This is a genomic window from Sphingomonas sp. SFZ2018-12 (genome assembly GCF_022496715.1).
GTDB lineage: Bacteria > Pseudomonadota > Alphaproteobacteria > Sphingomonadales > Sphingomonadaceae > Sphingomonas.
On record NZ_WTFM01000003.1, the window covers coordinates 210,066 to 231,803 of the forward strand.

General features: G+C 62.6%; 5 protein-coding genes and 1 pseudogene (1 of these 6 cut by a window edge). All 6 read right to left on the minus strand.

Features of this window, described 5'->3' with window-relative positions:
- A protein-coding gene (locus GO308_RS14320; protein ID WP_240885928.1) for an SDR family NAD(P)-dependent oxidoreductase crosses the window boundary here: on the minus strand, window positions 1-14,874 show its start. The gene continues 18,381 nt to the left of window position 1, outside the view; 14,874 of the gene's 33,255 nt are visible here — the first part of the coding sequence; it begins with the start codon at window positions 14,872-14,874; its stop codon lies beyond the left edge, outside the window.
- A 468-nt stretch (window positions 14,875-15,342) separates the two neighbouring features.
- A pseudogene (locus tag GO308_RS14325) lies at window positions 15,343-15,550 on the minus strand (transposase); the annotation flags it as partial.
- Between the two features lie 56 nt (window positions 15,551-15,606).
- Window positions 15,607-16,305 (minus strand): class I SAM-dependent methyltransferase, encoded by a 699-nt coding sequence (locus GO308_RS14330; protein ID WP_240885930.1) that lies wholly within the window; start codon window positions 16,303-16,305, stop codon window positions 15,607-15,609.
- 546 nt (window positions 16,306-16,851) lie between these two features.
- Window positions 16,852-18,354, minus strand: coding sequence for a condensation domain-containing protein (locus GO308_RS14335; protein ID WP_240885931.1), 1,503 nt, complete (start codon window positions 18,352-18,354; stop codon window positions 16,852-16,854).
- 460 nt (window positions 18,355-18,814) lie between these two features.
- Entirely contained in the window at window positions 18,815-19,834 is a 1,020-nt protein-coding gene (locus tag GO308_RS14340) for a UDP-glucuronic acid decarboxylase family protein (RefSeq protein WP_346769092.1), read from the minus strand.
- 404 nt (window positions 19,835-20,238) lie between these two features.
- Window positions 20,239-21,684 (minus strand): glycogen/starch synthase, encoded by a 1,446-nt coding sequence (locus GO308_RS14345; RefSeq protein ID WP_240885932.1) that lies wholly within the window; start codon window positions 21,682-21,684, stop codon window positions 20,239-20,241.
- Window positions 21,685-21,738: the final 54 nt, after the last annotated feature.

Sequence of the window (21,738 nt, forward strand, 5' to 3'; positions counted from 1 at the left end):
CTCCCGCGGTGGAGCCGCCGTCGCATCGAGGCTTCCGGTCACGAAGATCGGCCTGTCGCCGACCTCCTGCTCCGCGGCCGCGCTGATACGGAAGGTCAGCCGGCCGTCCTCGCTCATCAGCTCCGTCGTGAGGAGCGTACGATCGGCGGCCGCGACGATCGGCCGGCGCCAGTTCAAGTCGCGCAATGCGAAGCAACCGCCGTCGCGAACCTTGAAGTCAAGCGTATCGACCGCCGCGGCGGCCCTCGCCATCTCGAGGCAGGCGGCGGCAGGAAGAACCTTGCGATCGTCGACGACATGGTCCGCGAACACAAATTCCTCGCCGGTCAACACGCTTGTAAAGCGGCGTCCGGCCGGATCATTTGCCCGGACGTGCAGCAACGGGTGCGCTGGCGTGTCGTCACCCGCAGGCTGGCCGGCTTCCAATTTACCCGGCAAAGATAGGTCGCCAAGCTCAAGCCAGTGGCGCTTACGCTCGAAGGGATAAGTTGGCAGTGGAATGCGACGCGGCGGCCGGCTGCCGTAAAGCTCGCGCCAGGGGATGACGGCACCCCCCACCCAACACCGGGCCAGCTCGACGAGAGCGGCCGGCTGTCCGGCTTGACCGAGCGCACTCGCGATCCGGCCTTGATCGGCCGCCCCCCACTGTCCCGCCGCTGGATCGGCGGTCCCATGCTCGACGGCTACCGCCGACGATCGCCCGTTCACATGATCGTCGAGTGCGGCTTTCAGCTGCGCGATCGAGTCCACGACCAGCGCCAGCCGGAATTCCATCTCTTCGCGGCCGGTCTGCAACGTGTACGCGACCCGCACCAGCTCCGGATCGGACAGATGTTCGCAGGCATTGCGAAGTCGTATCGCGATTGATCTCAGCCCGTCGGCGGTGCGGGCGGACAGCGCAATCAGCACCGCCCCCGGCGACTCACTCCGAGGGACATGAGGCTCAACATGTTCGGCGACGATGATATGCGCATTGGCACCCCCCGCGCCGAACGAAGACACGCCCGCCAGGCGCGCCGGTGCATGCCCTTCCGCAGCTTGCACCGACGGGCGAGGCCAGTCCTGCAGCTGTTGCGGCACGAAGAAGCGCGTGTCGTTGAAATCGATGTTGGCGTTGATTTCGTGCGAATGCAGCGACGGCGCGATGCGCCCATGCTTTAGCTGTAGGACGACCTTGGTCAGCCCGGCGATGCCGGCTGCGCTCTCGCAGTGACCAATGTTGCTCTTGACCGACCCGAGCGCGCACGGGTTGCCGCGATGCGCGCCGAGGGCCTGAGTGAGGCCCTCGACCTCGATCGGATCGCCGAGCGCGGTGCCGGTGCCATGCGCTTCGACATAGCCTATCGCCGCGGGTTCGATCCCTGCGTCCGCAAGCAGCCCCTTCACAAGTTCGGCCTGCGCCCGCGCCAGCGGCACGGTGTAGCCGGCGCCCTTGCCACCGTGGTTGACGCCACTCGCCTTGATCACCGCGTGGACGTGATCACCGTCGGCCAGCGCGTGCGCGAGCGGCTTCAACAGCACGGCGCCGACCCCTTCGCCGGGGACATAGCCGTCGCCGTCCCGCCCGAAGCTCCGGCAGCGCCCGCTGCCGGAGACGAACTGCCCCTGCGACAAGGTCACATATTTGCTCGGGTGAATGGACACGTTGACACCGCCGGCAAGCGCCACCTCGCACTCGCCTGCGCGCAGGCTGTCGCAGGCCATGTGGATTGCCGTCATCGAACTCGAACACATCGTGTTGACGGCGATGCTCGGGCCTCGAAAGTCGCAGAAATACGAGACGCGGTTCGCCACGGACGCGGGATTCGAGGACGGCGAGTCCACGCCCGCCGCCGCCGCTTGCATGTTGAACAGCTGGTACTCGTCGTACATGACGCCGGCGAACACCCCGACGCTACGGGAGCGTCCGCGCACCTGCCGCGAACTCACGGTCGCGCGCGTGTAACCGGCATCCTCGATGGCTTCATACGCGCATTGCAGGAAGAGCCGCTCCTGCGGGCCCATGGTGCGCGCCTCCAGCGGCGATATGTTGAAGAACAGCGCGTCGAACTCATCGACGCCGTCAATGAAGCCACCCCATTTGCAGTAGAAGGTGCCGGGCGTTCCCTTTCGCTCGTCATACAGGGACAAGAAGTACCGGCGATCGACGGGGATCTCAGTGACGCTGTCACGGCCCGCGGCCAAGTTGCGCCAGAATGCGTCGAGATCGCGTGCGCCCGGATAGCGGCCGGCGATCCCGATGATCGCGATGTCCGACGGTGACTGAGCCGGCTCTGGAAGGCGCGCGGTGACCTCGGCAGGGCCGGGCCGGGCGAAGGCGGATGGTCCGCCGGTCGAATGAGGCGCGGTTGCTGCGTCGGCAAGCCGCGCAGCGGCCTCCGGCGCCACTTCCGCGATGAAACGGGACAGCTCGGCAATCGTGTTGTGCTGGAAGAACAGCGTTTTCGGCAACTTGCCCAATGATGCTTCCAACGCGTCGATCATCTCGAGCGCGAGCACGGAATCGATCCCGAAATTCTCGATCGGCTCGTGTGGACCTGCGCATGCGACCGGCAGCTTCAGGGTCTTGGCGACGATCGCGCCGACATGGTCCGCCACCGACTGTTCGACCGAGATGCCGCCGCTTCCGGTTAGCGGCTTGCCCAGCGTTTCAGAGGGACGGGATCGCCAATCTTCGAACCGCGCCAGGTCGCCGCTGAACACGGCGACGGCTGGCCGGTCGGAGGCGTACGCGGCGTAGAAGGCCTCCATCGCATCCGCCGTGTCGATCGGGGACAGAGCGACCAACTCCCGCGTGCGGGCGATGACGGCGTCGCTGACCTGCATGCCGCCGTGCCGCCACAACGGCCACGCCAGCGCCAGCGTGCGGCCGAACCTGTCACCCTGCGCAACCGAAGCGGAACGTCCTCGGCAAAAGCCGTCGAGGAACGCGTTTGCCGCCGCATAATCGCACTGTCCGGCATTACCGATAACCCCGGCCAACGACGAGAAGACCAGGAACATATCGAGCCGAAGTGCGGCGGTGGCGCGATCAAGGTTGACGACGCCGCGCGCCTTGGGACCGAGCACCGCCCGCACGGCTTCGTCGGACTTGTTTCTGAACCACCCGTCCGACAGCAGGCCGGCGGCGTGAATCACCCCGTCCAGTCGACCGTGAGCTTCGATGATTTCATCGACCAGCCGCTGCACCGCCGCTCCGTCGGCGACATCGCACACGCGATACTCCGGTGGCGATGCACCGGAGCCAAGGGCATCGCCAGCGGCGTCCGTCCCGGCGTGCCGGGATGCGAGGATGATCGTCGCGTCGGGCGAGTGACGGCGGATCTCGGTGGCGAACACGCGCCCGAGCGATCCCGCCCCGCCCGTGATCAGATACACCCCTCCCGCGCGCCACGGCGTCTGCGCAAACGGTTCGGAGCGAACCAGTGCCCTCAGCGCGACGACTTCGCGGCGCTCGCCCTGATACCGCACCCGCCGATCACCGTAGCGCGCCGCTTCTTCCGTGATCAGCCGGCGGAAGCTGGCGTCGTCAATCTGGGGCTCGAGCGCGATCACTTGCGGCTGCAGCATCGGCTCTTCCTGTTCGGCCGAGTCGAGCAGCGCCGCAAGCGCGAGCGCCGGATGCCCATCATGTTGCGCGGGGACGACCAGTTGCAGTCGAAGCGGTGCTGTCAGTCCCGGGTCGGTCAGCGTCTTTAGCTCCGTCAGCAGCTGGACCACCAGCGCCTCGATCGCGTCGGCAGGCTGGCCCGCGACACTTCCGATCACACGGCAGCGGAGGGCTGCATCGGAGCCCGCGAGCCGCTCGATCTGCCGCGCGAACTCCGCGGTTCCGATCACGACCCGGCGCGCGGGTGCCGGCCCCGCCGCTATCACGCTCGCGCCGGCGCGCGGTTCCCAGACCTCCTCGAGCAAATGCACGGGGCTGGGGCGCGGCTCGACGGCCCCCACCTTGACGACGGGCTCGGATACCGGCTCGGGCGCGGGCACCGTCACCCAATGGCGATCGCGGCTGAACGGATAAAGCGGCAACGACACGATCCTGCGCTGCCCGCGCGGCTTCCCGTCGTGCAGTGCCGCCCATGGGACCGGCCAACCCTGAGTCCAGAGGCTGCACAGCTTCTCGAGCTTGCCCTTGCTCACCCACCGCGCCACCGTCTCGGCGAGGTCCTCATCTCCCTGAAGCAGAGCCAGACGTTCGTCGTGCGGGGTGTTTTGCCCCGCGAAGACCCGGCCCTCTCCGCCGCCACCTTCCAGCCAGGCAGCCAGAAGCTGGCCGAGTTCTCCCGACGACGCGGCGAGGATCGCGAGCCGGTGTTCGAACGACTCGCGACCGACGTGCAGCGTGTAGGCGATGTCCGCGAGGTCGCTTTGCGTCAGATCCCCGTCAACGATCGCGTCGACATACGCCCGGGCCAGGCGCCTCAGCGAAGCCTCGCTTCGCGCCGAAAGCGGCACGGCCATGATGGCGGGCGGGTCGCCGTCAGCGGCCACTGCTTGGACAGCGGCTGCCCGATATTCCTCGACGATTAGATGCGCATTGGCGCCACCCGCGCCGAACGACGACAGGCCGGCCATTCGCGATGCGCTTTGCCGGACGCCGTCGTTGTCCGGGGCGGGCCATGCGGCCAATGTCCGCTGCAGGCGAAACGGTGTCGCCTCGAAATCGATATGCTCGTTCGGCGGATCGGCATGCAGGGACGGCACCAGGATTCCGTGCTTCAGCTGCAGCAGGACCTTCGTCAGGCCGGCAATTCCCGCCGCGCCTTCGCAATGACCGATATTCGACTTGACCGAACCGATCGCGCAGAATCCGGTATCCTCGGTATGTTGCCGGAACGCACGAGTGAGCCCGGCGATCTCGATCGGATCGCCGAGCGCCGTTCCCGTGCCGTGCGCCTCGATGTAGCCGATCGATCGAGCCGAGATGCCCGCTCGCGCCAGCGCCTTGTCGATCACGGCGGATTGGGCGGACGGGTTGGGAACGGCGAAGCCGCTTGTCCGGCCGCCATGGTTGACGGCCGTCGCGCGGATCACGCCATGGATGCGGTCGCCGTCGCGTTCCGCATGTGCGCGTCGCTTCAGCAACACGGCACCGACGCCCTCCGAGGGCACATAGCCGTCGCCACCGCTGCCGAAGCTGGCGCAACGCCCGACACTGGATGCAAACAGCCCGCGCGCGAGCCCGAGATATTTGTTTGGGTGGATTGACAGGTTGACGCCGCCGGCGATCGCGGCCGCGCAGTCGCCCGACAGGATACTCTGGCACGCGAGATGGATCGCAGTGAAGGACGAGGAACACATCGTGTCCACCGCCAGGCTGGGACCGTTCAAGTCGAAATGGTGCGAGACGCGATTGGCGATCGATGACGGGTGATTGAGGAAGGCGACCGGTTCACCGCGGGCCTGGGCCTCCGCGGCGAACAGCGGATAGTCGGTGTACATGACGCCGACGAACACGCCCGTGTTGCGAGCCAGCCGGGCACGGCTGTAGCCGGCATCCTCAATCGTGTGCCAGGCACATTGCAGGAACAGGCGCTCCTGCGGGTCCATCGTCTCCGCCTCACGCGGCGAGATGTTGAAGAACGCTGCATCGAAGGCGGCGACGTCGTCGAGAAAGCCGCCCCATTTGCTGTAGGTCTTGCCCGGCTGGCGCTTTTCAGCATCGAAGTAGATGTCGTGACGCCAGCGTTCCGCTGGCACTTCCGTCACGCAATCCGCGCCCGCTTTCAAATTGTCCCAGAACTGTTCCAGGTCCCTCGCGCCGGGATACCGTCCGGCCAGCCCGACGATAGCGATCTCATCCGTCGCAGGCGCACCCACATCGCTGGCGACGTGTGGCATCGGGGCGGCTGAGAGGGCCCGCGCCGCAACCGGCTTCGGTGCCTCTTTCTGGATCGACGAAGGCGGCTCGGGAGGTTCGGGGCGGGAAAAGCGATCCGGATAATGCTCGCCAAGATAGTTGGCGAGCTCGGCGACCGAGCGGCATTCGAAGAGCAGCGTCTTCGGCAAGGCGCCCAAGCTGCGCTCGAACTCGGTTACGGTCTGCAAGGCCAGGATCGAGTCTACGCCAAGCTCCTCGAACGGCATGTCCGGAAGGATCCGGTCAAACGGGACCTTGAGCGTGGCGGAAAGCGTCTGCCGGACGAATCGCAGCAATTCGGGGTCGGACTTATCACTCCGCGCGGCAGCAACGGCGAGGTCGCCGTTCACATCGCCGATCACGCGGGCGGCATGGTGCCGGTCGCCGGCGAACACGGCGACCTGACCCTCGAAGGCCATTGCCGCGTAGAACGCGTCGAGGCCCGCGCGCGATGAGACCGGATTCAGCCCACGTGCTGCCATTGCGTCGTGAAGCCCGGGTGCGACCTGCATGCCGCCATCGGCCCACCACGGCCAGTTGATCGACAGGCTTCGTCCCTGGCGCTCGAAACGCGCAACACGGGCGGCGCGATGCTCTGCGAACCCGTCAAGAAAGGCGTTCGCAGCCGCGTAGTCCACCTGCCCGACGCTGCCAGCGACTGCCGCGATCGAGGAGAAAGCGACAAAGAAGTCCAACGGCAGATCGGACGTCGCGGCATCGAGATTGACGGTTCCGATCGTCTTGGGCGCGAGCGTGGCGGAGAAGGACGCGGCGGCCTTTCGGAACAGCAGCGCGTCACCGAGAATACCGGCGGCGTGCAGGACCCCGTCCAGCCTGCCGAACGCTGCGATGATCTCGGCAACGCAGGCGTTGACCGCGCCCATGTCGCAGATATCGAGCTGCCGGTACACGATGTTCCCGCTCGCGCCGCCACTGCCGTCGAGCGCGGAATGCGGCCGCCGCCCCACGAGAACGACGGTCGCGTCGCGCGCGCAGGCGAGGATTTCCCGAGCGAAGATCCGCCCAAGCCCACCGGCTCCTCCGGTGACCAGGTACACGCCGCCGTTGCGCCAGACTTGCGGCGTGAGCGCGGGGGGGCTTGCCTCGACGATCCGAGCGACTTGGCGAATGCCGTTGCGCCAAGTATTCTCGGCGTCGCGGGAGCGCGCTGCGGTCTCCATCAGCAGCCCGCGAAGGCGCTTAGCGTCGATCTGCTCGTCGACACCGATGATCTGCGGCTGAATGTTTGGGTGTTCGAGCCCGGCGGTGCGGGCGAGACCCGACAAGGCGCGATATGCGGGGTAGTGCGGGTCCGCGGCATCAAGATCGGGAACGACGATCTGGACGAGCGAGGTCCCGTGCCTCGTCCGGCCGATCGCGTCCTGAATCAGGGCAAGGGCCGCGTGGCCGAGTGCTTCCGCACGCGTTGCAGGCGACGCGGCGCCATCACTGGCGACGACGCGCACGTCGGCGTCCGGCAAGCCGCAGCGCAGTTCATCGGCGAGCACCGCGAACCGGCTGTCGAGCAGAACCAGGCTCGGGGAACGCTGGCCGACGTCCTCATTTACGTTGACCGTGTCGGCTTCGGCGACGATCCAGCGCCGCAACGCGAGGGTACAGCTTCCCTCGCTCGCCAGCACGGGCCGCGGCATGCTCGCGCGAAACGAGACACCGCTGAGCGCCATGCACACCGTTCCGCTCTGGTCGCAGATGTCTATCTCCCAATGGTCGCCGGCGGCGTTGGCGCAGCGGCCATAAACCACGGCGCCGCGCGGAATGGGCGCCCAGCGCTGGACACGATCAATCGAAAACAGGAGCCGGGGTCGGTCCAGCCGTCCGCGCAAATCAGCGATCAGCGGGGCAAAGGTCGCTTGCAGCGCGCTGTCCAGCAGCCCGGTCTGATCATCGGTCGAGGCCTCGTCCGCAGCACCGGGGGGTGGCCCGAGTTCCGCCAAGACCCACGTCCGGGCGTCAGGGGCGTTGCCAATTGCGACGTGGATCAAGCGCTGAAACGTCGGCCCATAGTCGACGCCCATGTCGGCGAAGCCCCCATAAAGCGTGGCAGCCACGAGCGTTCGGCTTGCCGCGCGGCGCAGAGCGGCGAGGTCGCGCCATGATGGTGGGGACGGATCCGCGCGGACCAGGCGGCCGCTCGCGTAAGCCGGCCCTGCGCCGCCCTCACCTCCGTCGCAGACGCTGAACGTCAGCACACCGGCACCGTCGTCTTCGAAGCGGACGATCAGCGTGGTCGGCTCATCGACCACGGCCGATCGAGGCCAGGCAATACCTTCCAGCAGAATGCCTTCGCCCACGCCCGGCATATTGGCCGCGATGGCGGCGGTCCGAACCAGCTCGAGGTAATAGACACCTGGAAGAACCTTGCGGCCGTCGATCCGGTGGTCTGCCAGGAACGACTCTTCGCCGGACAGCCGGTACTTAAGGCTACCGCTCGCCTGAACCGGGGTCTTCTCGGGCGCGGAGATCTCGTCCGCGATCCAGTATCGGTCGCGCGCGAAGGGATAGGTGGGTAGCCCGACCCGACGGTACGCGCCGGCCGCGAACAAGGCGGCATAATCGAGCGCATCGCCGCGAACGAACATGTCCGCAACCGCCCAGAGGTCAGCTATGCTCGCCGTGCCCGTCGCGTCGGCGCAGCTGCGGATCAGGCGATCGCCCTGCTGGCGGTCTGCGGCCTGCTCCTCGGCCAGCCTGGACTTCGCCGTTCCCGTCCGTAGCGCCGAGGCGCCGCTGCCCGAGGTCCAATGCGCCAGCAGCTCGACGATATCGGTTCGGTCGCGGACAACGCCGGCGAGCCGGTGCGCAAAGTGGCGGCGACCGACCAGCAGGGTATAGCAAATGTCCGCGCAGATCTCCGGCTCGGCTTTGCGACAATGCGCTAGCAGCCGCTTGGCCTGTTGCTGCAGTTCGGAACGTGAACGCGCCGACAGCACGAACAGGTAAGCCGGGCGGTCGGGCAGGACGCGCGAGCGCGGCGGCGCTTCTTCGATCACCACATGGGCGTTCGTGCCGCTCAGCCCGAAAGAGCTGACCGACGCTATGCGGGGCCGACCGTCGCCCGGCTCCCAGTCCGTCAGGGCGGTCGGAATATGGAAGGGGCTCTCGGCGAGTGCAATCGCGGTATTGCCTGTGCGGTAATTGGCAAGCGGCGGGATCTGTCGGTGCTTAATCGCCAGCAGCACCTTGATCACGCCGATAATGCCGGCCGCGGCGGCAGTGTGGCCGATATTGGCCTTCGCCGCCCCAAGCGCGCAAAAGCCGGTCTCCGCGGTCGCCGCCCGAAAGGCGTTCGTCAGCGCCTGGAATTCGATGGGATCGCCGAGCTTGGTCCCGGTCCCATGCGCCTCGACCAACGAGATATCGCGAGCGTCGATGGCGAACGTATCGTGAATACGCCGCTGCAGCTCCTCCTGAGCTGATGCGCTTGGCGCCGTGATGCCGTTGCTCGCCCCGTCCTGATTGATGCCGCTGCCGCGGATTACGCCATATACGCGGTCGCCGGCAGCCAGCGCGTCGCCAAGCCGCTTGAGGACCACCACCCCGGCGCCTTCGCCCGGCACGAAGCCGTTCGCGCGATCGTCGAATGCGTAGCAGAGGCCGTCCGGCGAAAGCATGCTGGCGCGGTTGGCCGAAACGAAAAAGTCTGGCGTGCTCTGGACGAACACGCCGCCGGCGAGCGCGGTGTCGACCTCCCCGTGGCGCAGTGCTTCGCAGGCGAGATGGAGCGCCACCAGCGAGCTGGAACAAGCGGTATCGATTGTGATCGCCGGACCGCGCAGGTTCAGCAGATACGAAATTCGCGCGGCCAGCATCGATCCGGCATTGCCCCACATGGTCTGCGGCGGCGCGAGTTTCGGAAAGAGATGTTCGTAATCGCCACCGATATAGCCAACGTAGACGCCGCATCGATCGCCTTCGATATCGCTTCCCGCGTGACCTGCGTCCTCCAGCGCCTGCCACGCTTCTTCGAGGAAAATGCGTTGCTGCGGATCCATGCAGACCGCCTCGGCACCGGCGATGCCAAAAAACGTCGGGTCGAAATCCGCAATCCGGTCCAGGAAGCCGCCGGTCCGGCAATAGCTGCCGTGCGGCGGCAGCTCTGCTGCAAAGCGGTCTTCGAGCGGCCAGCGCGCGGCACCTTGTGTCATTACCGCCCCGCGCGCGAGCAGGTCCCACAATTCGCTCACATCGGCAGCGCCCGGGCAGCGCGCGCTGATGCCGATGATGGCGATCGGGTCGAGGCCTGTCGCCCCCACGACGCTTGCCGCCGACGTCGGCTTCCCCTCTTCCCGCACCGCGGCGTCGGATAGCGCTTCCGCCGGCGCCGCATCGGGTATCCGCTCAGCCGATGTTACAACCGTCACGAGACGGTCGCGATAATGGCCGACGACGTGCGAGATGAGCGCGCGCATTGTCGCGTGATCGAACAAGGAAATGACGGGCAGATCGATGCCGAGCCGCTCGTTGAGCGTTTTAACGACCCTCACGCCCACGATGGAGTCGAGGCCGTAATCGGCGAACGGCTTTTCCAGTTCGAGGCTGTCGACATCGAGCTTCAGCGCCGCGGCGATCGCGTCAAAGAGCACGTCGCGCACCTGCTGGGCCAGTTTTGCGTCGGTTGCGCGCTCGTCAAGCGGCGCCAGCGGCGCGGATTGCGCCACCGACGGCACAAACTCGGGCTCGGGCTCCGCGCGGTCGGCTGTCGTCCCGCGTACGACACCGTCGCTGACGGCGAAGATGATGTCTTGGCCGAGATCAGAGGCCGCCGCGGTGGCGAACCGTACGGGTGCGAACCCTTCCTCCCCCAGGATCCGCGCCCAGCTCGCGCCGGTCAGCGCTGGCGTTCCGGGAATGCGCTGTGCCGGGTCACGGAACCGCCACCAGCCCTCGAACAGGCCGAAGGCGATGTGCAGGAACAAATCGAAGCGATTGACTTCGTTCAACAGCAACAGGCCCTGACGGCGCAGTGTCGCCTTGGCGTGCCGCAGTGTCTCGCGCAGATCGCGCGTGGCGTGCAGAACGTTGTTGGCGATCACCACGTCGTAAGCGCCGGGTTCAATTCCCTGGCTGGCCGGCTGCTTCTCGACATTGAACATGGCGAACTGCATGAACGGCGCCGAACCGTATTGCTCGCGCCCGTGCAGCAGGAAAGATTGCGAGATGTCGGTATAGCAGTATGTTTCGACCGCGTGACCGACCGGCATCAGCTTGGGCAGGACGTGCCCCGTCGTCCCGCCGGTTCCCGCCCCGATCTCCAGAACGCGTAGCCGCGCCGCCGGATCGCGCTCCAGACGCTCGAAAAAGTAACGCTCAAGGACAGCGGCGAGCTGCCTATTGTAGTAATCGGCGATCTCGTTGTTCTTGTAGTAATTCTCCATGAGACCCATGGTCGAGTCGGAGAAGAGCACTTCGGTCAGCTGTTTGCGGCCGACAATCAGGTCACCCAAGTGAGGCAGGACCGCGTCGAGCACCGCGATCTGGGGTGCGAAGAGCCCTTCCGACCGCCAGTACGCCCGAGTGGCGGGCCAGTCCTGCCGCCCCGTGGTGCCTTCCTTCGTCGGCACGCCGTCCGCGGCGAGTACGTCCAGACTGTGCCGTAACCAGTGGGCGTTCGCCGGCGCCAGTCGGTTGCGCGCGATCCAGGCCTCACGCCCGCGCTCGCCCTCGCCGGCGACCGCCTCGAGCACACCGAGTTGACCCAGCGCGCGCGCCAAAAGGGCGGCGAGGTCTTGATCAAAGCGGGACCGCTCACGCGCTTCCCGCATCAGCATCGCACTGGGCGGCGAGCTGTCTGTGATCGTCAGGCGGGGCGTCGGCAGGGTTGGCGCATAGACGAGGCGTTCGTCTTCTTCGTCCGCCATGCTCTCGCGTTGGCCGACCAGAAGCTGGTTCAAGGGCCCGTCGAGCAACGCGGCGACCACGTCGATGAGCTCGCTCGGGGCGCGCACCTCGTCTACTTGCGCAACCGGGCTTCGGCCGCCCCCGGCAGGCGCCCAGTGAACGACTTTCGTGGGACAATCCCAGGCTTGGGCTACCTCGCTTCGCAGCGCGGCGAGCGCAAGCGCGTCCGCCTCGACAGCCTCGCCCACGAGCCCGTCCTGCACCGCGACAATCACCAGGAAATCCAGCCCGTCTTCGGCAAACAGGTCATGCAGCCCGCGACATGCCTCCATCGTGCCGGGCGTGGCCGGCACCCAAGTGTCGGCATCGCCCAGCTCACCTTGCTCCGACGACGACGTCACCACGAAGGCACCATGGATTGCCGGGACCGCTTCCCGAGCTGCCGCGAGGGCCTGCAGGCCCTCCTCATTCGCCCCTTCGACGACCAGTACGTTGGCAGCGTAGCGCGTGACCAGCGCTTCGCTCAGCTGCGCTGCCGCCGCATCGGCCGGATTCGTCGCCTTGACGATCAGATAGGCACCGCCTTGACGAAAGGGGGCAACTGGATCGGCTTCAAAGCGGCAAGGCGCGAGCACCTGCCGATACCATTCGTGATGACGCCGAACCCAGAATCCGTGGCGACCGACCATCGGCAAGGCCAGCATCTCGCGCCAATTCAACGGTTGGCCGTCCGCGACGTCGAAGGCGCGCACACGCCAGGGTGAGAATTGCCGGATTGCTGCCCCGATCAGCTCGGACAGGTCCGCATGAGCCGATGTCGTCCAGCCAAGACCGTCCGCCATCGCCGCGCTTCGGTTGATGAGGACGACCTCGAACGGGCGATCACCCGCATACCGTTTGCGAAGCGCGCTCAACACCGTCCGCAACTGCTCGGTCGGATGCTGCCCAGTCGCGCCGCCCCCGGCTTCGCCGCCTGTGCTCGCCCCTGCGTCGCCGATCCAAACCAGCCCCGAGATGTCGCCGGATGCCGCGATCGCCTGCGCCAGGCCCACGGTGTCGAGCTGGGCACCGTCGATCGTCTTCGCCTCGGGCCCCTCGCGCAGCAGCGCAAGTCCGCCCGGACCATTGTGGACAATCAGATAGTGCGCCGCCTCTTTCGATCGGGCAACCGTGCCCTCACCCGGGACGGCGACATCCCAGGCAGGCACCCGCAATTCGAGCTCGCGCGCAAGCTCGTTCGTCTTGCCCTCCGCTTCGTCGTCGCTGGGCGTGCTCCTGCCGACAACCCAGTGGCGGTCGCGCGCGAAGGCATAGGGCGGCAGGTCGATGCGCGGCGGCCGTCCGCCATGATACAACGTCGACCAGTCCGGCATCTCAGCAGCTTCCCACATCGCCGCCTCCGGCTCGCGGGAGGCTCGCGACATCCAGGTGCCGACGGCTCTGCAAAGTTCGGGATCGGAAGTGAAGGCGTTCGTCAGTCCCAGCCGCGCCGTTGCGCGACCGAGATGCACACGACCGGCGGGCAACTGGCCGGCCTCGCCGGCAGCAACGGTCGACAGAATGCGGATCGCCTCGTCGCGCCGTTCGGCCGGAAAGGCGAGGCGATGCTCCATCGCTTCGCGGCCAAATTGCAGTTCATGCGCGAGCGCGGCAAGCTCGACGTCGCTTTCACGCTCGAGATAACGAGCCAGCACGCCGGCTTGACGCCGCAAGCCGGCCTCGTCCTTTGCACTGACAAATACGATTGCGGGTGATTGCGACTGATGGTCGGTACGCGTTTCGACCGGCCCCTCCTCGATCACGACGTGCGCGTAAGCGCCGCCGAAGCCGAACGAACTGACGCCCGCGCGCCGCGGCGCAACCCCGTTTGCGCTTGCCTTGCGCTCCCATTTTTCAGGGTGGGTCGGGATCCTGAAAGGCGTTCCGTCCAGCTTCACCAACGGGTTAAGCGAACGGAGGTGCGGCGATGCCGGGATCAGCCTGTGGCGCAATGCCAGCGCTACTTTGGTCAGGCCTGCCAGACCGGCGGCCGCTTCGAGATGGCCGATACGCGCTTTCACCGATCCGAGTGCGCAAGCGGCTGCCGCATCGCCCGCGATGGGGTCGCGAGCCGCCTCGTCCTGAAATGCGAGCTTCAGCCCGAGAAATTCGATGGGGTCGCCGAGCGCAGTGCCGGTGCCGTGAAGCTCCACATAGTCGAGCGAGCTCGGATACACGCCCGCATCGCGGCAGGCATCGGCGATCAGCCTCGCCTGTTGTCGAGGATCCGTGACCGTGAGGCCTCGCGTTCGACCGCCATGCCCGACCGCGCTGCCGCGGATCACGCCGTAAATCCGGCTTCCGTCGGCGGTCGCCTGATCGAGCCGCTTCAGGACGAGCGTGATCACCCCTTCCCCGCGAACATAGCCATTCGCTCCGGCGTCGAACGTCTTGCACCGGCCGTCAGGCGACAGCATCCCGCCGGCGCGGAAAGACTCGAACCGCTTGGGCGTGAGGCACAGGTTCACGCCGGCGACCAGGGCGGTCTCGCACTCCCCCCGACGCAACGCCTGAACTGCGGCGTGAACCGCCACGAGCGAACTGGAACACGACGTATCGACGCAGACACTGGGGCCGGTCAGGTCGAGAAAAAAGGACAGCCGATTTGCCAGCATCGATGCGAACGAGCCGGTCGTGACGTACAGATCGGCGGGCGGCGCGACCGCATCGAGCACCTCGGCATAATCGGTGTTGCAAACGCCGACATACACCCCGGTCTTTGTGCCCGCGAGGCGTGATGGCGGAATGCGCGCATCCTCCAGCGCGTGCCAGCTCGTCTCGAGCAGCAGCCGCTGCTGCGGGTCCATCAACTCGGCTTCTGCCGGCGAGATTCCAAAGAAACCGCAATCGAATTTGTCGACTTCGTCGAGATAGGCGCCGGGACAGGCCGCCAGGTCCGGAACGCCGGGCGCACACCAAAGCTGGCGCATCCAGTCAGCGCGTTCGGCCGGAAACGAGCGTATGACGTCTTCGCCGGTCAGCAATAGTCGCCAAAACCCGTTAGTTGTATCTGCGCCCGGCAAACGGCAACCGATCCCGACGATGGCCGCATCGCCGACTAGCGCCTCATCTTGTCGGCATGACGTCACACCTTCTTGTCTCGAAGAGGTCATTTTCGAGCGATTCCGTCCCTCGAGGCTGTCGGCGACTATGAGACAATGATCCAGACTGGCCGTCAATGCGGCCGGTCGTGGTTTTTATTATTTTATCGCGTAATTATTATACTCTGACGCACGCCAACTCCATTTGGAGTAGTATCATTCGGAGCGACTCGGAAGATGAGCTACGCCTCAATCTCGGACCGTTTGTCGGGCCGCCATCCAGCTCTTGCCGGCAGCGGCGGGCCATGCGCCGATGACCGAGCCACCCGCGATATCGGCGGGTTGTTGCCGATCGCGCGATGTGGCCACACCATGTGATCGTCGCTACGCCACGCCCCGAATTTTCAGACCGCGTCGTCGAGGGTCATAAACCTGTGCTGGTTCAGTCACTCCGCTCGAAACGTGCCGGCTCGATGAACGCGTCGCTCGTCGGCTTGCGCGGTCGGCTGAAGCCAGCGTGACGCGTGGGTGAGCATCACGCCGCGATCGTACGGCCCGGCGGGACTGACAGTTCAGGGCTTCGATCGCATTGGTCGTACGGACGACCCGGCGCATGTCATCGGCGACCGTCAAGAAGATGCACGATACAGGTCTGTACCGTAGCCTCGGGGAAGGCGGCTGCGATCGCGTCCAAGAAGCCCTCATGACCATCGACGACGGCGAGCATGATATCCACGATACCGCGATCGCCGCTACATACGCAGACATCGCCGAGCTCTCAGCCAAACGCCCGCACGAGGCACTTCAAGCAGGGTTTTCCCACCATCGCTCCTGAAAAATCTGGGGTTTCCGCAACATGACATCGCTCATGCTGTCGAAATAGCTCGGCATCAGATCCGGATGTATGACTCGACGGAGCCTTGGCTCAGAGCCCGCACCATACGCATTACGACGGGCGATCATGATGTTCTGGCGATACCAAGGTTCGATATCACCGTCGTCCCAAATTTTCCAACGAGGCTCTTCAGAACAGCTAAAGCCGTGTGCATTGAATATGGCTTGCCAGTATTCGGGCCATTGACAATTGACGTGACCCTCGCCGCCTTGGCCTGGCGCGGCCGCAGAAAACAGAATACAGTCACCGTGGGCAACAAGCGTTTCAATAAGCACTTCAGATAAGGGTTGTGATAAATGCTCGATTGTTTCCAAACAGATCACGAGATCGAATCTTCTGTGTAGTTCAATCGTCTTTGATAGATCAGTCGGAATGATTTTATCCCGTGATATTAGTAACAGATTATCGTCAATATCAGATGCATCTACGCCAACAATGTCAGAAGCCCCCAAATCAACGCATGCCCGAAGCCAGGTACCCGTGCCACAACCAAAATCTACTACACTTGCAGGAAACGGTCCGGGAAAAAGGGTCCGCAGCGCTTGCTTGGCCCCCTTTACAGTATGATAAATTTGGTTCGCTGTGTGGTCATAATAAACATCAGACATCGGCTCACCCTAGCAATTTCCTGCTGCAAGGACAGGGATACCATCGCTCGGCGAACGGCACTAGCTGTTGACCATGCGGCTGTCGCCGGCGTTAGCAGGCGACGTGGACCAATTCTACGGAGGTCATTTGACGGTTAGTCGAGGACCGATTCCAGCGATGAAGCATCGAGGGTGTCATGCCCCATGTCGCGGATGCAGGCGCCTCACAGACCTTGCTTATGCTTGCGCCACGGCCGGCTCGGCATTCGGGTCCAGACCGCCCGCAATAAATAGCCAGCCGACAAACCGATTTGCGGTGACGGACGGCGAGGCGACAGCAGTTCCCCGACATGAGCCAACTCGCTGGCGCCAGATACTCGCTCAAATCTGTCCACGCCGCCCAGAGAGGACGCGTCGGATGATGCTGTTCAGACAGACCTTGCCCGACGACTGATGGCGCGGTCCACCGGCGCAAACCGGTAGCACATCCATGATCCGCTTCGATCAGGGCAGGTAGCGCAGCTAAGAATTCTGGAGCAAATTGCTCACTCGAGCGGCATTTGTTATTCAGTAACCACCCAGAGCGCTCTTAAACTCTTCAATAAAAATGGATACCGTCCGTTGAGTATGATCCGCGGGCGACCACCTAAACTCGCACTCAGCATGGTCTGGCATCACATGAATCGCGATATAGTGAGACTCCAGCGGCCGACCTCTGATTGGAATGGTTTTTTGCACCGTCAATGGAAAATCGCTTATCACGCCTGAAAGCGAAACCGGGTTATTTTTTTGTTCGGACTGCTCGGGAAAGTCCATAAAATTGAAAAGTGGAAATTGTTTGTTATATGAAACACCCATATCGTCGGACATTAAATCGAGTGGATAGTTTATATATGGTTGCGCCGCAACTGTCATCTCGAATACTTTGAGTGCGACTTCGTGCAATTGCACGTTTTCATGGAATTCGATATTGACCGGGAAGATGTTATTAAAGGGGCCAAATGAAAGCTCAAACCCAATCCAGTTTCGTACACCCGTCAACACTAAAGTCGTGATTTGCGAGCTTCCCGAAATCCGGGTCATTGCCAAGGCATACGCCGCCAGTGTCACCGCGAATGGTGTAACATTCCAAAGAGCTGCTAACCTTTTCACCGTAGACCAGAGATCGGGATCCAGTAAAAATTTACTTGATCGAAGGTACGAATTGCAACGATCGTGACGCCGGGTGCGCTGGGGCAATGCCGTCTTGCGGGATGAAGTTAACTGGCTCCTCCAATAGCGTCGGGCCTCGCGCCCTTGTGGGCCAGCGCACCAGCGCTGTTGCATACGCAGATAGTCCAGGTAATTTGGCGCATGTGCCTGCGTGACAGTTGGCACTTGCGAGTCTATTAACAGCTGTTGAATAAAACCACTGATCAGCAAGCTCAGCGACTGTCCATCCGCGATACAGTGATGCACGACCATCGCAACAACGTACTCGCGAGGACCGGTTTTGATTATGCCACACCGCATAAGCGGGCCGGAATTAATGGAAAATGGCCGCCAAACCATCTCCTTCACTAAGATTTCGAGTGACTCGGAGTCTATACCCGATGATTTGTCCGAATACTCGACTATTGGCTGTAATTCAGAAACTCGGAATGAAGGCACGCCTTCAGCATGGTCGATTCTATACCCGATTATTGGATAAAGATACGCTATATGGTCTAGCGATTCCTGGAACCTCTCGAGACTAAACGACCCGCATAATTTAAAGACAAAGTTGGTCCGGTTCGAGTAGAACTCGGTCAAGTCACCATTGTCGATCAGCTCATGCCACATTTTCCATTGATACATCGGTAGGCGGAATTTATCGTGGATCTGCAAAGTCGTACCATAAGGCGCTTCACTCACCTCGTCTAGCAGAGCCGACTTGGCTTCCGACACCGCATCACGCAAGTCCGGTGTGAAACTGCCGATTGCCGCTTGATAATGAAGCTCTCCATCGCGCTCCGTGATCGAGATGTCTTTTCTTCGAAGTTTTTGAAGGAGTAACTGGATGTTTTTCCAGCCTTCCGAGTCCGTGGCCATATTGGTCCCGAAGTTAGTTTCCTGGGTACGACGTTACAGAGGCCAAGTGCGCGGACCAATCGAAATCTGAGGTACGACCGATTGTTCGCCCTAAGCGCCAATGGCTGTGGCCGATTGCTCGTTTCCTGGAGCGCGTTGAACTGGACGGACAAACTTGCGATCGGTGTCGGACGCCGTTGCACGCCCCCCCGTCCCGCATCGTTTAACCCGGCCGAGCGGTTTACAAACGGTCTCAGGGCCGACTGTGATCGGCGTTGATCGCTGCCGCGTTCGCGTTGAGCTGTGTCGCCCGTACTTCCCTGAATTTGTTGAACGATCATGCTTTCCGGTCACTTTCGCATCCGCGCTCGACACATCGCCATGTATCGGTCTGCAGTCGTTTCGGCAGTTCCGCGAGTCTCTGCGTCCGTGGCCTGCGCTCTGAAATCCGCAGTTACTTCGGCATGCGGCTTTCCAGCCCTTATTGAACCACTTGTTCAACCGCGAGCACGCTCCTGAAATATTCAATCGAGCGCCGCAATCCCTCACGTAATTCAATCGATGGAGACCAGCACAGTTTCGATTGCGCGAGCGAAATGTCCGGCTTGCGCCGCGATGGATCATCGCAAGGCAGCGGCCGATACATCAGCTCGGATCTAGATCCAGTGAGTTCAATGATCGCTTTCGCCAACTGGATTATCGTGAGTTCGTTCGGATTTCCAATATTGACCGGCCCGGTGAAGCCTCGCTCGGTTTCCATCAGGCGCATCATGCCGGCAACGAGATCATCGACGAAGCAGAAGCTTCGTGTCTGGGTGCCATCTCCGTAGATACTAATTGCCCGATTCTGAAGCGCCTGAATGATGAAATTGGAGACGACACGTCCGTCGGCCAGGTGCATTCGTGGACCGTAAGCGTTAAAAACCCGAACGACCTTGATATCCAGCCCGAACTGACGATGATAATCGAAAAAGAGTGTCTCAGCACAACGCTTACCCTCATCATAGCACGAACGGACACCAACCGGATTGACATTGCCCCAGTAGCTCTCCGACTGCGGATGGACCGATGGGTCTCCATAGACTTCGCTCGTGGATGCCTGAAGTATCCGACAATTCAAGCGTCTGGCCAATTCGAGCATATTGATCGCGCCAAGAACGCATGTCTTTGTGGTCTGCACCGGATCACGCTGATAATGAATCGGCGACGCCGGGCATGCGAGATTATATATCTGATCGACTTCAACATCGAGAGGAAGGCAGATGTCATGATGCATGAACATGAACCGCGGGTGGCCGTGGATATGTTCAAGGTTGCGCATGCTTCCTGTAACCAGATTGTCTACGCATAGCACTTCGTGCCCTTGATCAATAAGGCAATCAATCAGGTGTGATCCAACAAATCCCGCACCCCCCGTCACAAGGATACGCTGAGGGGAAACGCTCTTTCTAAACATCACTAATGGTTTCCGTTGACGGCTGACCCGCAATCTGTCGGCCATCCCGGTTCGCACCCGCGATCATCAACAAAACCGATCGTTGCCTGGCACCGCTCAGGCGTCGCAGCTGCAACGTCCCGGCCAACCACGCGCCTGGCCTGGGCGCTATCCAGACGTCGTCCACATGGCCACTTAGGAGCGCTTCAGAGGGCGAGCGTCTGTTCATAGCCAGGCAGCTTCCTTATAAGTCACAACCGCGTACCAACGACCTACTGTCGCCATAAAGCAACGACTCGTGCCAATCGGTCAACAACATTCAAGTGAAATCGATTTAAAGAACGTTTTTAACAATAGTCTATCATCCGGTGTCGCTAAGACGCCAATAAGATTGTTCGGCGCATAGGTTTTTACTGTGATGGTCACATAGCAACAGCCGGAAGGTAGCGGACTTGGGAGAGGAAGCCGCATCACGACGACACTGCCAGCGATGCTTCTTCGCGGGATGCATAGTTGTCGATACAGGTCAAGAACAGCTGCGCATATTTATCCCCATCGCTGTTCGCAGCATGTAATCGCATGGCGTTTTTCTGAATATCAAGCCAACCAGGACCTCGCATAGCGTCGCATGCAGCGTCAATCGCTGCGAGGAAGGAAGTTTGATCGGAGGGCTCGAACAAAAAACCGGTTTGTCCATGCGTAACCGTGTCACGAAGCCCCCCAACGTTCGAAACGATGGGCACGCAACCGTAAATCTGGGCGTGTTGCTGGCTCAGGCCACAAGGTTCAGTCAGCGACGGCATCAGTAGAATATCACCGCCGCCGAGCACTAGTCGAGCGTCACGCTCTTCATACGGGGTCATGACTGCCACGCGACCATGGTGCTTTTGGGCGAGGCTCTTGGCCGCATTTACGAGCCTGCTTTCGCCCTCGCCGACGATGATTACACGACATCCGCGAGCTACCAGGCGATCAATCTGCCTAAACAAGAATCTGAAACCCTTTGCTCGTGTAATCCTGCTGAGTGTGAACAAGATGGGATCGCTGCTTTCAGGCCAGCCTACGCGCCGCTCGAGCGCGGCTCGATTTATCGAGCGTTTGCCGAGATCGTCAGCATTGTATCTGGCCTCAAGCGCTTGATCATTCGCAGGATCCCAGACGGCTGTCTCGACCCAGTTCTTGATCGGCACCAGCCGGTCCAAATCCGGCTCGCGCAAATAGTACCAACTATACCGATCGCGTCTCTTGATATCGTCGATATAACCGGCGCTGGCCGTTGTTATCATATCGGAGAGCCGCAAGCCGACTTGAAGAAATCCAAACCCCGAGAAAATCCCGGCCAATTGATGAATGTCAGGTCTCCGTTCCATTTCAAGGTCGGAAACGACACTCATCGGGAACCTGCCTTGAAACATGAAATTCTGAACGGTCAGAACGAAGGGCACGTTGGTGCCCGGGTCGACATAGGCAGGGGTAAGTGCCGCGTGCCAATCGAGCAGGTGAACGATATGCGGTACCGGAATGGTGGTCGTCCCATTGACGATCGCTGCGGCGGCATAGCACAGGGCGCCAAAGCGCTTGGCATTATCAGCCCATCCCCTGCCGGACTCATCATTATACAAACCGCCAGGCCGATCGAATAGCGAGGCACAACAGGCTAACACGACCTCGATCCCACTATATCTGTGGGCCACTAGTTCGACATCATATCCAAGCGCAGATATCGTGCCCTTATGCTCACCAGCGCCTGCTGTTGTCGACAGCGCCGATCTATAGCCGGGCATGAGAACGCGCACCTCAAAGCCATTGTTACGGAGCGATGTCGCAATAGCGTACACCATGTCTCCCAATCCGCCAGTTTTTGCCAATGGCCAAAACTCGGAGGAGACAATCATGACAGTCGGCTGTCGGTTCATCACACGCCTCCCCGCTCACAATGCTGCCATTTTGAGCGAGCACGTGAATCATCT

Excerpts from the sequence above, each read along its gene's own strand:
- GO308_RS14340 (WP_346769092.1), bottom strand. The coding sequence starts at position 19,834 with ATGGCCGACAGATTGCGGGTCAGCCGTCAACGGAAACCATTAGTGATG.
- GO308_RS14345 (WP_240885932.1), bottom strand. The coding sequence starts at position 21,684 with ATGAACCGACAGCCGACTGTCATGATTGTCTCCTCCGAGTTTTGGCCA.
- GO308_RS14330 (WP_240885930.1), bottom strand. The coding sequence starts at position 16,305 with ATGTCTGATGTTTATTATGACCACACAGCGAACCAAATTTATCATACT.
- GO308_RS14335 (WP_240885931.1), bottom strand. The coding sequence starts at position 18,354 with ATGGCCACGGACTCGGAAGGCTGGAAAAACATCCAGTTACTCCTTCAA.